The sequence below is a fragment of the Ruegeria sp. SAZA006 genome (assembly GCF_059613465.1).
Genome location: NZ_JBXWSO010000010.1, coordinates 365,987 through 378,710 on the forward strand (window position 1 = coordinate 365,987; position 12,724 = coordinate 378,710).

The 12,724-nt window shown below is 63.3% G+C and carries 11 protein-coding genes; 7 read left to right on the top strand and 4 right to left on the bottom strand.

The features are described 5' to 3' along the window. The first annotated feature begins 1 nt into the window (after position 1). Genes pstB through phoB form a run of 3 tightly spaced genes read left to right on the top strand, consistent with a single transcriptional unit; the run spans position 2 to position 2,207 of the window. On the top strand, positions 2-799 hold the full coding sequence (pstB, locus tag AC2FNZ_RS11180; RefSeq protein WP_093963750.1) for a phosphate ABC transporter ATP-binding protein PstB: 798 nt from the start codon (positions 2-4) through the stop codon (positions 797-799). Next, the gene (phoU, locus tag AC2FNZ_RS11185; protein WP_254432954.1) at positions 796-1,524 is read left to right on the top strand and encodes a phosphate signaling complex protein PhoU; all 729 of its coding nucleotides are present in this window, start codon (positions 796-798) and stop codon (positions 1,522-1,524) included. Before pstB ends, phoU begins: the two co-directional genes overlap by 4 nt. Then, positions 1,524-2,207, top strand: coding sequence for a phosphate regulon transcriptional regulator PhoB (gene phoB, locus AC2FNZ_RS11190; RefSeq protein ID WP_093963307.1), 684 nt, complete (start codon positions 1,524-1,526; stop codon positions 2,205-2,207). Before phoU ends, phoB begins: the two co-directional genes overlap by 1 nt. Here the strand turns inward: phoB and AC2FNZ_RS11195 are convergent. From AC2FNZ_RS11195 to AC2FNZ_RS11205, 3 genes are all read right to left on the bottom strand, one after another. Beyond that, entirely contained in the window at positions 2,192-3,475 is a 1,284-nt protein-coding gene (locus AC2FNZ_RS11195) for an O-antigen ligase domain-containing protein (RefSeq protein WP_496840682.1), read from the bottom strand. The two genes, phoB and AC2FNZ_RS11195, sit on opposite strands and share 16 nt — an antisense overlap. Next, positions 3,472-4,953, bottom strand: a complete 1,482-nt coding sequence (locus AC2FNZ_RS11200) for a GumC family protein (protein WP_496840683.1) — start codon at positions 4,951-4,953, stop codon at positions 3,472-3,474. Before AC2FNZ_RS11200 ends, AC2FNZ_RS11195 begins: the two co-directional genes overlap by 4 nt. Positions 4,954-5,068: 115 nt before the next feature. Continuing rightward, on the bottom strand, positions 5,069-5,683 hold the full coding sequence (locus AC2FNZ_RS11205; protein WP_496840684.1) for a response regulator transcription factor: 615 nt from the start codon (positions 5,681-5,683) through the stop codon (positions 5,069-5,071). Positions 5,684-5,936: 253 nt separating this feature from the next. On the opposite strand from AC2FNZ_RS11205, the gene AC2FNZ_RS11210 reads away from it, so the two are divergent. The 4 genes from AC2FNZ_RS11210 (at position 5,937) to AC2FNZ_RS11225 (ending at position 11,440) form a co-directional block, all read left to right on the top strand. Beyond that, positions 5,937-7,310 (top strand): WecB/TagA/CpsF family glycosyltransferase, encoded by a 1,374-nt coding sequence (locus AC2FNZ_RS11210; protein ID WP_496840685.1) that lies wholly within the window; start codon positions 5,937-5,939, stop codon positions 7,308-7,310. 21 nt (positions 7,311-7,331) lie between these two features. Continuing rightward, positions 7,332-8,219 (top strand): UTP--glucose-1-phosphate uridylyltransferase, encoded by an 888-nt coding sequence (locus AC2FNZ_RS11215; RefSeq protein WP_496840686.1) that lies wholly within the window; start codon positions 7,332-7,334, stop codon positions 8,217-8,219. A 100-nt stretch (positions 8,220-8,319) separates the two neighbouring features. Then, positions 8,320-8,820 (top strand): putative pterin-binding protein, encoded by a 501-nt coding sequence (locus AC2FNZ_RS11220; protein WP_496840687.1) that lies wholly within the window; start codon positions 8,320-8,322, stop codon positions 8,818-8,820. A gap of 61 nt (positions 8,821-8,881) precedes the next feature. Continuing rightward, complete coding sequence (locus tag AC2FNZ_RS11225) at positions 8,882-11,440, top strand: ATP-binding protein (RefSeq protein WP_496840688.1); 2,559 nt, start codon at positions 8,882-8,884, stop codon at positions 11,438-11,440. On the opposite strand, the gene AC2FNZ_RS11230 is transcribed toward AC2FNZ_RS11225, so the two are convergent. After that, the gene (locus AC2FNZ_RS11230) at positions 11,430-12,659 is read right to left on the bottom strand and encodes a polysaccharide biosynthesis/export family protein (protein ID WP_496840689.1); all 1,230 of its coding nucleotides are present in this window, start codon (positions 12,657-12,659) and stop codon (positions 11,430-11,432) included. The two genes, AC2FNZ_RS11225 and AC2FNZ_RS11230, sit on opposite strands and share 11 nt — an antisense overlap. Between the last annotated feature and the right edge of the window lie 65 nt (positions 12,660-12,724).

Below are 12,724 nucleotides of genomic sequence, written 5' to 3' on the forward strand. Positions count from 1 at the left end.
GATGAACGACATGAGCAAGATCGAGCCGAGTACCGCCGTCGACGCCATCAAGATTCAGGCGAAGGGCGTCCAGGTCTTTTACGGCGACAACCAGGCAATCAAGGACGTATCGGTCGACATTCTCGACAAGACGGTAACCGCTTTCATCGGCCCGTCCGGATGCGGCAAGTCCACGTTCCTGCGCTGCCTGAACCGGATGAACGACACGATTGACGTCTGCCGGGTCGAAGGTGACATCCGGATCGACAACGAAGACATCTACGACAAGCGGATCGACCCGGTGCAGCTGCGTGCCAAGGTGGGTATGGTGTTCCAGAAGCCGAACCCGTTCCCCAAGTCGATCTACGACAACGTAGCCTATGGTCCCCGGATCCACGGACTGGCCAGAACCAAAGCTGATCTGGATGAGATCGTTGAGAAATCCCTGCGCCGCGGGGCCATCTGGGATGAGGTGAAGGATCGCCTGCACGAGCCCGGCACCGGTTTGTCCGGTGGTCAGCAGCAGCGCCTTTGCATCGCGCGCGCGGTTGCCACTGAACCCGAGGTCCTGTTGATGGACGAGCCGTGCTCGGCTTTGGATCCGATCGCGACCGCCCAGGTCGAGGAACTGATTGACGAGTTGAAGCTGAATTTCTCTGTGGTGATCGTCACGCACTCGATGCAGCAGGCGGCTCGAGTCAGCCAGAAAACCGCGTTCTTCCACCTCGGCAGTCTGGTGGAATACGGGGACACGGGGCACATCTTCACCAATCCCGAAGACCCGCGCACGGAATCCTACATCACCGGGAGAATCGGATGACCCAGGACGCCATGAAGGACAAGCACATCGTCCGATCTTTTGATCAGGAACTCGAGTCCGTTCAGGCGCATCTGATGCGCATGGGTGGTTTGGTCGAGAGCTGCCTGTCGGACGCGATCCGGGCACTGTGCGACAAGGATGTCGAACTCGCCGCGCGCACCGTCAAGGCCGATCGCGCCATCGACGAGTTGGAAGAGATGGTCAAGAATGACAGCGCCAACATCATCGCACGGCGCGCGCCTACGGCCATCGACCTGCGCGTGGTCCTGGCGACCTTCACCATCGCCAACCAGCTCGAGCGCAGTGGGGACCATGCCAAAAACATCGCCAAGCGGGCCGTGACCCTGGCGGACTCTGCGAGTTTGGACGAAGTCAAATCGGCCATCGCGCGTCAAGCCCAGCTGGTGCAGAGCATGATTGCGGATGCCCTGGATTGCTTCATCCAGCGGGACGCGGACAGGGCCCAGGCCATCCGTGAACGTGACGCCGATGTGGATGCGATGTACAATAACGTCTTTCGCGCTCTGCTGACCCATATGATGGAGAACCCGGGCAATATCACCCCGGGCATGCATCTGCATTTCGTGGCCAAGAACCTCGAGCGGATCGGTGATCATGCCACCGGGATCGCCGAGCAGACCATCTATCTTGTCAGTGGGCAGTTGCCTGATGATGACCGCCCGCGCCTAGACAAGACACCGACGGAAACCACCGAGGTCCTGTGATGCCAACGCCATCGATCCTTGTCGTCGAAGATGAACCCGCACAGCGCGAGATCATCTGCTACAACCTCGAGGCCGAAGGCTTTGACGTGCGCCAGGCCGAAACCGGTGACGAGGCGCTGTTGCAGATCAAGGAAGTGCCGCCCGATCTGATCCTGCTGGACTGGATGCTGCCCGGCGTTTCCGGGATCGAGATTTGCCGCCAGCTGAAGATGACCGCGGCGACCCGTGCCATTCCGGTGATCATGCTCTCGGCAAAATCCGAAGAGGTCGACAAGGTGCGCGGGCTGGAGACAGGTGCCGACGACTATGTCACCAAGCCCTATTCGGTGATCGAGCTGATGGCCCGAGTCAAATCCCAGTTCCGCCGGACCCGCCCCGCAGCCGTGGGCGAGCGGTTGGAATACGATGACATCGTCCTGGATGCCGAAACGCACCGCGTGACCCGCGCGGGCGAGGACATCAAGCTGGGTCCGACCGAGTTCCGGCTGCTGTCGACCTTCATGGAAAAGCCGGGCCGGGTCTGGAGCCGCGAGCAATTGCTCGACCGGGTCTGGGGGCGCGACATCTACGTGGACACCCGGACCGTCGATGTGCATATCGGGCGTTTGCGCAAGGCTCTGACGGTGCGTGGGGGGGATGACCCGATCCGTACCGTGCGCGGGGCCGGTTACGCGCTCGGCTGAGCCCTGGCCTCTGCCATTTCGCGCAGGTGACATCCCAGCATCAGCAGCGCGGGCCAGAGCAGATAGGCCTCGATCTCGATGTTTTCGCCGAAGGTCAGCAGCAGCAGGGTCATCAGCAGGCCCAGCGGCAGTCGGCCGCGCGCCGAGCGGACCGCGTCGGTGATCACCACGCCGAAATGCACGGCGAAGGGCACAAGAAACGCCACGAAGCCGGTGATGCCCTTGACGAATAGAAGACCGTACCAGGTGTGGTGACTTCCGATGGGCATGTATTCGACCAAATGTGCACCGGGCTGAACCGTTCCGTGACCAAAAAGCATCGCGTCGGACTGCCAGCGTTCATAGGCAATGCGTTGCAGGGTTTCGCGCACACGGGTGCTGTCGGCGCGGGCCGATTTGAAATTCTGCAGCGCCTGGTTGCCCAGGTCGATCGCGGCGGCTCCCCACGCCGCGGACGCCGTTGCCACGGCCGACACCAGAAACCATCCGATGCTGCGCGCCACCAACGGCAAAAGGCGCGGCCCCAGCGTGCAGGCCACCAACCCGACCAGCCCCATGCGGGATTTCGACGCCAGGATCATCACAATGCCTGCACTCAGACCGACGGCCATCCATCCCCGGTGCCGCTCTTCGAGCGCGAACAGGACCATGCATACCCCCAGCAGGGCGGCAAATGGCGACCAGGGCGCGAAGAACTGCCACCGGGGCGTCCAACTGGCCGGGTCGATCGTGTAGAGATAGACTGAGAAATACTCGGGCCCCGGCCCACCTACCGCCTTGAGCGGTGAGGTGAAGATCTGGCTGGGCAGGCCCAGATAAGGTGCCGCCAACAGCGGGGGCGCAAGGCACAGGGTCCACAGCCCCAGTCTGCACTGGCCCCGCACCAGAACCTCGCGCCGGATCGGCAGCACGGCCCCGGCCAGAATGAACAATGGAATAAGCGCCCAGCCCTTGGCCCAGCCGATCGAAGACTTGATGGTTTTACCCAGCCCCAGCCCCCAATCCAGATGGCCGGCCCACAGTGCAAACAGCATCAACAGCATGCCGGCCATCCATAGCCAAACCAGCGCCGGAACCGGCCCGGTGGCCCGCAGGTCCGGACGGATCGTCGGCCCCAGATACAAGGCCAGCGCCGCCAACCCCGCCAGGGACCATCCCAGTACCGGCCCGACGACATAGAGCGCGCCGATGGCATAGAACGGCCATGTCCAGACCAGCGCGCGCCAGACAAGCCGCTCGGCCGGGTTCTGCGGCTCGGCCTGGGTCATGCCTTGTTCTCGCCTGTGTCTTTCAGCAGCCGCGAGATCAGCGGGTTGCGGACCCATGCCAGCGTCAGCCCGATCAAGAGCATCAATGTGGCGGCAATCCCGGCCGCGATCGACAGCTTCTTGTTGGGTGAAGACGGCCGGTCCGGCAGCGACGGATTTTCCAGCACCTGGATCAGCGGGTACGAGGCATAGACATCGGTCTTTTTCGATTCCGACCGGGCGATGGCCGAAGCAAAGACGGCTTCGGCCACGGCAAAATCCCTTTGACGGTCTTCGAGTTCTGCCGCCACCGGTGCCAGCGCGGACAGGCGCGCAGTTTCGGCCGCGACCTGTGCGGCAAGGGTTTTTACATGCTTCTCCTGCCCCGCGCGCAGGGCGTTTTCGCGGACAAGCTCGCTGAGCAACTGCGCGCGCTCTCCCTCGGGGGCGCGGTCCAGACCCGAGAGCTGATCGACCGACAGGCCGGTCACCTCGGCCGCGCGTTGGACGGCAACCTTGCGTGCGCCTTCATATTCATCCCGCGCTGTGCGGTAGACCGGATGGCGCGGCCCGTAATTGGCATCGGCCTGCGCCAGCTTGGCCGCGCCGGCCGAGACATCCTTGAGCAGCGACATGTATTGCGCGTCGGCGTACAACTTTAGCGTCACCGCGGCGGCATCCGGCGGCAGATCCAGCGCGACCTCAAGCGCTGCGACGCGCTCGGCCTGGCGGGCCAGCGTGCTTTCCTCGGCCCGCAGCGTTTGGCGCGCGCGATCATTAGCCGCCACCTGCTCACGGTATTGGGCGGCCGAGAGCAGCCCACTCTGCCGCTGCAACTGCTCGATCGCAGCGCGGGTTTCACGAACCGAGCGCTGATACTCGTCGATTGCGCCGCTGTTGCTGGCTTCGCGCGTGGCGATCTCGTCCGCGCGCAGGGCGTCGATCTCGGCAAAGAACGCGGCGACAAGGGCATCGCCGTGGCGTTGCGCGTCCCCCGGGCTGGCGGCCTCCATTTCGATATGGATCAGGCTGGTCTGGTCCACCAGGCGGATGCGCGGCTCGCCGAACCCATCGCGCTCGGCCCCAACGGCGCGTGCGGCCGCATCCAGAATGCGATCGGCCGACAACAGCCGCTTGTAGGTTTCGGTGGGGCTGATCGACCCGTTGGCAAAGGCCGAATTGGCGTAAGACGAGGCCTGCCCGATATTGGCCAGATTGACCGAGGCAGACGCACCCGACCCCGGCAGGATCAACGAGGCGTGGGATGCGTATTTGACCGGCGCGGTTGCCAGATACCCGCTGATCGGAGCCCAGATGCAGCTGGACCCCAAAAGAAACAACGCAACATATCGCGGCAGCCGTCCCGCATCGGTCAACCGCCCACCCTTGAGAACGCGACGCCAGCCCAGCGACCGGATGTCCGTGCGGCTGATGCGCGCGCAGTCCCAGGGGCGGTTTGGCGCAAGCGTTTGTTGGTTGTCGGAAACCTGGTTCGGCATATTACATCCTCTCTTACAGGAGTGATATACCGGGGCGGCTTGGGCTGTCCGCTGCGCAAGGGGTTAGGCCGGGGCGGGTTGGGACAGGCCCCCTATCCGAAAGGATGGGCGCGGGTCAGAACAGGCCCGACTCGCGTGCGGCCATCGCGGCTTGGGTGCGGTTGCTGACACCCACTTTGCGGTACAGCGTCTTCACATGCAGCTTGATCGTCGGCTCGGATAGGTCCAGATCGCGGGCGATCTCCTTGTTCGACTTGCCCTCGGTCAGACCCTTGAGGACCTGGCGCTCGCGCTCGGTCAGTTTTTTGGCCATCGGGTGGGTGTCGTTCGGCTGCTCGGCGCTCATGAAACCGACGGGCAGATATTGCTCGCCCATGGCCATGAAACGGATGGCGTTTACCAGAGACTTGGCCGGCAAAGTCTTGGGGACGAACCCTGCTGCCCCCAGCTCGAGCGCACGTTCAGCCAGATCGCGCGAGGCATCGCCGGTGAACAGCGCCACATGCCGCGCGCGATCCATGCCAATGCAGGTTTCCAACCCGCTCAGCCCGTTCATGCCCGGCATATTGAGGTCCAGCAGAACCAGATCAAACGGACCGTCGGATTCGATCTTGGCCTTTGCGGTTGCAAAATCCGGCGCGGTGGTGGGTTCGATCCCGCCCGTGGCCTCGATGAAGGCGACGAGCGTGTCCAGAACCAGATCGTGATCGTCGGCGATAAGAACTTTCATCAATGAACTCCATGTGCCTCCACCCAGACCTGAGAAGGTTAATAAAGCATTGATGATCGGCGGTGAAGCCTACCGAACGGACAGGCAGATACCCGATCGGATAGGAGCAACTGGCCGGATTTCCTTGCGGTGCCGCATCCGGGCCGTGTCAGTCAGCCGATTTCTCCGCGCGCTCTCCTGATGCTCGTCTGTTGCGGTGCCGGCACAGCGGGCAGGTTCAGGGCAAGAGTTCAGTTCATGTTCGGAGAGTTCCATGCACTTTCAAGCCGCACACGCCCTATTCGACGGCGCACACACCACGCCCGGCACTGCGCTGCCGATCACCGAAATCCTCGGGCAGCCGGTGGTGAATGCAGAATCCGGGCCGGTCATCACCACGCTTTTGGATGGTCACCGCCGGACCGTCTTTTTCCTGAACGCACATTGCGCAAATGTCCGGGCAAAGAATGACCAATATCGAGCAGCCCTGCCGCAAGCCGACTTCGTCCTGCCCGACGGAATCGGGGTCGAGCTTGCCGCCGCGATGCAGGGCGAACACCTGGCCGAGAACCTGAACGGAACCGACTTTGTCCCGCGCCTGGTCCGGCGCGCGGCCAAACTGGGCCAGTCGGTCTATCTGCTGGGCGGAACGCCCGGCACCGCACAGGCCGCAGCAGCGCGCCTGCAAGACATGGCACCCGGCCTGAGGATTGCCGGTTCACGCGACGGGTTTGGTGGCATCGAACGGACGGACGAAGCCCTGGACGAGATCAACCAATCCGGCGCAGATATCCTGCTGGTGGCCATCGGCGTTCCGCTGCAAGAACTGTGGATTACGCGGCACCGTGCCCGGCTGAACCCGAATCTGGTTCTGGGTGTCGGCGCGTTGTTCGACTTTCTGGCGGGCAACGTCCGGCGGGCACCCGGGATCGTGCGGCGGGTCCGGATGGAATGGGCGTGGCGGTTGGCGATGGAGCCGCGCCGCATGGCCCGCCGCTATTTGATCGGAAATTTCGAGTTTCTGGCACGGTGCGTCGCCCAGGCTCTCGGCGGGCTGACGCCCAGCCGTATTCTTGACCTGACCGTCGCGCTGGCGGCCATGACGGTTCTGGCCCTGCCAATGCTGGCCATTGCCGCCCTTGTCCGGCTGGACAGCCGCGGTCCGGCCCTGTTCCGGCAGACGCGGGTGGGCAGGAACGGGGTTCCCTTCACCGTCTACAAGTTCCGCTCGATGACCACCGGCGCCGAAGCGCAAAGGGCCAGCCTGCTGGCGCAGTCCGACCGCGCAGGCGTGTGCTTCAAGGCACGCCACGATCCGCGTGTCACGCGGGTGGGCAAGGTTCTGCGCCGCTTTTCGCTGGATGAGCTGCCGCAGATCCTCAACGTAATGAAGGGCGATATGTCGATCGTCGGACCGCGCCCTGCCCTGCCCGAGGAGGTCGCCAAATACCCGCCCCGCGCGCTTGAACGCCTGGCCGTCCGCCCCGGGATCACCGGCCTGTGGCAGGTGTCGGGCCGGGCCGCCATCGACTTTGACCGAATGATCGATCTGGACACGGCCTACGTGCGGTCCCGTTCGGCCCTTCTGGATCTGATGCTGATTGCCATGACCGTGCGGGCCGTCGTGTCCGGCCGCGGCGCCTACTGAGAAAACCCAAGGAGAATTGTTATGACCAAGATTCGCAAAGCCGTCTTTCCCGTCGCCGGACTGGGCACAAGGTTTCTGCCCGCAACCAAGACCGTGGCCAAGGAAATGCTGCCCCTGATCGACCGCCCTCTGATCCAATATGCCGTCGACGAAGCGCGCGCGGCCGGTATCGAAGAATTCATCTTCATTACGTCACCCGAGAAAACCGCGCTCGAGGCCTATTTCGGGCGGAATACGGCGCTTGAACGCAAGTTGAAGGATGGTGGCAAGACCGAGCTCTTGAACAACCTGCGCTGCGCCGATCTGGAGGATGGCAAATACTGCTTTGTCCGGCAGGATGCGCCCCGTGGATTGGGCCATGCCGTGTCGCTGGCGCGCGAGTGCGTGGGCAATGAGCCGTTTGCGGTGATCCTGCCCGATGACGTCATCAGCGCCCGACGCCCGGCTCTGTCACAGATGGTCCAAAGCTATTGTGACCAAAGCGGCCACATGGTTGCGACCCAATCCGTGCCGTCCGACAGGATCGGGTCCTACGGGGTGGTCGATATCGCCCTGCAGGCCGGCCGTGTGCAAAAGCTGCGCGGCCTGGTCGAAAAGCCCAGCCCCGCGCAGGCGCCATCGAACTACGGCATCGTCGGGCGGTATATCCTGCAGCCGTCGATCTTTGATCGTCTGGCCGGCCAGGCACCGGGTGCCGGAAATGAAATCCAGCTGACCGACGCCATCGCTGCGGATATCGAAACCGCTGGCTGCTTGGGCTACGCCTTCGCGGGTGAACGTTTCGACTGCGGCTCGGTTGCCGGATATCTTGAGGCCACCGCGGTTTTTGCCCTGCAGCGGTCAGAGCTGCGCGAAGGGTTTGAACGGATCATGGCACAGCGCATGGGCCACCTGCGCCCGGCCGCGTAACGGCGGGCACCTATCCGTTCGGATAGGTGCTTATCCCGATGCCCGTCTGTTGCCCGGTCACGCTTTCTGATCTTGTGCAATTGGACACAAGGAGAATGACATGCGGATTTTATTTGCAGCCCTGGCAATGGTTCTGACCTTGGGCCAGGCACAGGCTCAGGATCTGGCCGAACCCGCCGGAGAGGTGGTTCTGACGATCACCGGCAACCTGACCCAGTCCGGAGCCGAGGATGGTGCGCGGTTCGACATGGACATGTTGAAAGCCTTGCCCGCACGGACATTTGCGACCTCGACGATCTGGACCGAAGGTGAAAACACCTTTGTCGGCGTGCCCTTGTCGGTGGTGCTGGAGGCAGTCGGTGCAGATGGCAGCATGATTCGCGCCACAGCGATCAACGACTATGCGGTTGAAATCCCGATGGATTCGATCACCGAAAGTGCCCCGATCGTGGCCTATGAAATGAACGGTGCCGAGATGTCACGCCGGCAGAAGGGCCCGCTGTGGATCGTCTACCCCTATGACAGCGACCCGAAATACCAGACCGAGGTGACCTATTCGCGCAGCATCTGGCAACTCGATCGTCTCGAGGTCGTTAAATAGCTTGCAACCGGAATGAGTGCAGTAATGAGTAAAGCGCAGTGAACAATCGATGAGGCTCGGATTGAGCGATACCGATACGCAGGTTTTGCGCCGCCGATGGGTCTTCGGGCTCATCGGCTTCGGCGTTTTGTTGGGTCTGGTCACGGTGGCGTGGCTGTCGGCGCAGGTGTTTACCGATTTCAACGACCGGCGAGCGGCGCCTTCGGACAATGTCCAATGGACGCTGTCGCAGGTTGAGGTCGACTATCTGTCCTACCTGAACGCTCTGGAAACCGCGTCGGCGGCGCAGGACGCGGAGAATGGCACGTTGGATCTGGTGCGCCGGCGGTTCGATCTGTTTTACAGCCGTGTCGATACGCTGGCCCAATCCCGCGTGTTCCAGCCTTTGCGCCAGGATGACCGGTTCCGCCTGCCGTTGGAGCGGGTGACCCGGCACCTGAACGCCGCGATCCCCTTGATCGACGCGCCGGATGCGGAGCTGTCCGAAAAACTGGACGATCTGAAACGCGCCGCCCTCGAGATCGGTCCGCATGTCCGCACGTTGGCCGTTTCCGGCATCTCGTATTTTGCCACCGAGTCGGACCAGCAGCGCATCCAGACGGCGGCAAACTTGCTGCGATTGGCGATTCTGTCGGGGGCCTTGCTTCTGACTCTGGGTGCTGTCAGCGCCTATCTTCTGGTGGTCAACCGGCGCGCCACGCGCCGCGGCCGAGCGCTGCGGCAGGCGAATGAACGGATGAACACGATCCTCTCAACCTCGTTGGACGGAGTGATCGTGGTCGATGCCAAGGGCGACGTGATCGAGTTCAACCCAGCTGCCGAGGCAATATTCGGCTATACGGCGGATCAGGCCCGAGGTCGCGCGATCGGTGACCTGATCGTGCCGCCGCATCTGCGTGAGGCACATAGCGCCGGCATGGTGCGCATGCAGTCTGGCGGAGAACGTCATGTCGTCGGCAAAGGCCGTGTCCAGTTGGAGGCGATGCGCGCGGATGGCGAGCAGTTTCCGGTCGAACTGGCGCTGCAATCGGCCCGGGCAGGCGATCAGGAAATCGTCATCGGCTTTGTCCGTGACATCTCGCAGCGGGTTGCCGCCCAGCAGGAATTGATCAGCACTCGTGACCGCGCCTTGGCCGGCGAGAAGGCCAAGGCCGATTTCCTGACCGTGATGAGCCACGAAATCCGCACGCCGCTGAACGGGTTGCTGGGCAACCTCACGCTGCTGAAAAACACCCGCACCACCCGGGAACAGGCGCGGTTTGTCGAGAACATGGAAATCTCGGGCCAGATCCTCCTGAGCCACGTCGACACCGTTCTGGACATCGCCCGGTTCGAGGCCGGGAAACTGTCGGTGGCGTTGCAGCCCTCGAACCTGAACGACATCCTGCAAGAGATTGTGGACGGTCAAAGCGGCAACGCCGCCTCGCGGGAGAACTCCATCTCCTGGCAGTGGGTGGGCGAGGCGCGCCCCTGCGTTGCCGCCGATGCCCAAAGGTTGCGGCAGATTCTTCTGAACCTTGTCGGCAATGCCATCAAATTCACCGAAAACGGTCGGATCTCGATCGAGGTCGAAGTAACCGAGCCTGGCCCCACGGCCGGCGTCAACATCTTTGAATTCCGCATCATCGACACGGGTATCGGCATCGGCGCGGATGAGGTCGGCGTCATCTTTGATGATTTTCACACCAGCGATCCAAGCATCGGTCGGGCCACCGGGGGCACCGGTCTGGGCCTGGGCATCGCACGTCGGTTTGCTCGGGCCATGGGCGGAGAGATCGGCGTTGAAAGCACGCCCGGCGAAGGCAGCGTGTTCTGGGTTCGTCTGCCGTTGCAGGACGCGGAATTGGACGCCAACGTTGACAGCGACCAGCCAGAGGTTCAGCACGCCCCGCCGTTGGACGTGCTGGTGGTCGAAGACAACGAGATCAACCGCGAGGTGATCTGCAACATGCTGAAACTGGACGGTCACCGGGTGACGGTTGCCGAGAACGGCCAACTGGGTGTGGACGCAGCGGCAGCGCATCGGTTCGACGTGATCCTGATGGATATCAGCATGCCGGTCATGGACGGCCCGACGGCCACGCGCCACATCCGCAGCGGGGGCGGGCCTTCGGCGGAGATACCGATCATTGCCGTTTCGGCCAACGTGCTGCCTGATGCGGTCGACGCGTTCCGCGCCGCCGGTATGACAGCCTTTGTCGGCAAGCCGATTGCCCTGGATGCCTTGCGCAAGGCCTTGTCGGTTGTCACCAGCCCCGGAGCTTCGACCCGGTCCGAGGACGAAACGGATCATATCGGAGATCTGCGCACCAGCCTCGGCGCCGACGTCTTTGACCGGTTGCTTGCCAAATACTTGTCCGAAGGGGATGCCGTCGTCGCGCAGCTTGCCCAGTTGGACGGCGGTGAAGCCGATCTGGACCAGGTCGCGCAGGAGTGTCACAGGCTGGCGGGAAGCGCGGCGACCTTTGGTGCGATGGGGTTCCGTGATGCGCTGATTGCGATCGAGATGGCCGCAAAATCCGCAGACCGTCAGCAAGTCGCCGACCTGTTGACCGGTCTGCCCGAGGTTTGGGAGCGGGCAAAGGCTGCCCTGCCCGCCCCCGGTGCGATCAAGGGATGAGCAGCGCGGCGGCCCCGACGATGCCCAGCGACCGAGCGATTTCGGTCACTCCGGTGACCTTGCTGTCGTAACAGGCCACGGCATCACCCGGCAGAACATAGGGATCGAAGTCGTCGCGGTCTCCGCGCCGCAGCAGCTTTTCGATATTGCGCTCGATCACGACCGAGGACCCGGTTACGGGGTTGCGCGTGAACAGTACGGCACTGCGGTTGGCGTTCGTGGTTTTCGACCCGCCGACGCAGTTGCTGTCAACCACGGCCTGCAGGAAACGGGTGCCATAAGGCACTTCACGCACGTCGCGCCCGATGGCGGATTCTGCATTGCCCGCAGCGGGTTGGGTCAGGTTCGACATATACAGTGTCACGCCGGGCGGGCTGATTGGGCTGGGGCGCATCAGCGCGTCCTGGAAACACCCGCGACTGTTGACCACGATCTGGTCGCCGGTCAGCAGCATGATGTCGGTCGGGTCCGATCCTTCGAACACGCCGCGCAGATCCATGCGATAGATGCGCCCCTGGCGGTGCAGCTCGACCGCTGACAGGTCGGCATCCGGCCGCACCCCGCCCGCGGCCCGCAGTGCCACCGACAGGTTGCGCCCCTCGGTCGAGGCCCCCAGCGCGCCCTGGCGCCGACGGTCGAGGGAATCGCCCGGAACACCGCCGATCTCGACCGAGTGCGGCTCGAACACTGCGCCGCGCACACCCACTGTCACCGAGGCGAAATCGCTGACCCGCACGGTCACGCGGGGTTCGGCGTCATAGAACTGGGCCGCAACCAGAACGCGGGCCACCTCTTGTTCGACCTGCTCGGTGGTGCGGCCCTGGGCGCGCACGGGCGGCAGGTAGGGCAGCTTGAGGTCTCCGTCACGCGAAACGACATAAGCGTCGCTCAGCAGGTCGTCCCCTTCGATGGTGATCTGGACCATGTCGTTGCGCGACAGTTTCTCGCCCAGCAAGGGGCTGAGCGCGGGTTGCGCCCATTTCGCATATGCATTTGCGCCCTGATCGCCGGCCTGCGGCATGCAAGTCTGGCCGTTCATCGCGGCGGCCTGCAGCAACGGCGTGTCGCCCCGCCGACGTCCGGGTTCGCGGTATTGCGCCTGATAGCTTTCGCCGCGTGATACGGCTTCGATGTTGCGCGGGGTCTGCATGCTGCTGCACCCCAGCAGGGTCGAGGCGCTTACGGCCGTAATAAGGAAGCTCTTGAAATTCATGGTCATTTTCATCTCCTGATCTTTCACAGAAGATAAACCCTGCCGCGCGGCCTGCGTCAGCCCGGCATCGG

Excerpts from the sequence above, each read along its gene's own strand:
- pstB (WP_093963750.1), top strand. The coding sequence starts at position 2 with ATGAACGACATGAGCAAGATCGAGCCGAGTACCGCCGTCGACGCCATC.
- phoU (WP_254432954.1), top strand. The coding sequence starts at position 796 with ATGACCCAGGACGCCATGAAGGACAAGCACATCGTCCGATCTTTTGAT.
- phoB (WP_093963307.1), top strand. The coding sequence starts at position 1,524 with ATGCCAACGCCATCGATCCTTGTCGTCGAAGATGAACCCGCACAGCGC.
- AC2FNZ_RS11195 (WP_496840682.1), bottom strand. The coding sequence starts at position 3,475 with ATGACCCAGGCCGAGCCGCAGAACCCGGCCGAGCGGCTTGTCTGGCGC.
- AC2FNZ_RS11200 (WP_496840683.1), bottom strand. The coding sequence starts at position 4,953 with ATGCCGAACCAGGTTTCCGACAACCAACAAACGCTTGCGCCAAACCGC.
- AC2FNZ_RS11205 (WP_496840684.1), bottom strand. The coding sequence starts at position 5,683 with ATGAAAGTTCTTATCGCCGACGATCACGATCTGGTTCTGGACACGCTC.
- AC2FNZ_RS11210 (WP_496840685.1), top strand. The coding sequence starts at position 5,937 with ATGCACTTTCAAGCCGCACACGCCCTATTCGACGGCGCACACACCACG.
- AC2FNZ_RS11215 (WP_496840686.1), top strand. The coding sequence starts at position 7,332 with ATGACCAAGATTCGCAAAGCCGTCTTTCCCGTCGCCGGACTGGGCACA.
- AC2FNZ_RS11220 (WP_496840687.1), top strand. The coding sequence starts at position 8,320 with ATGCGGATTTTATTTGCAGCCCTGGCAATGGTTCTGACCTTGGGCCAG.
- AC2FNZ_RS11230 (WP_496840689.1), bottom strand. The coding sequence starts at position 12,659 with ATGACCATGAATTTCAAGAGCTTCCTTATTACGGCCGTAAGCGCCTCG.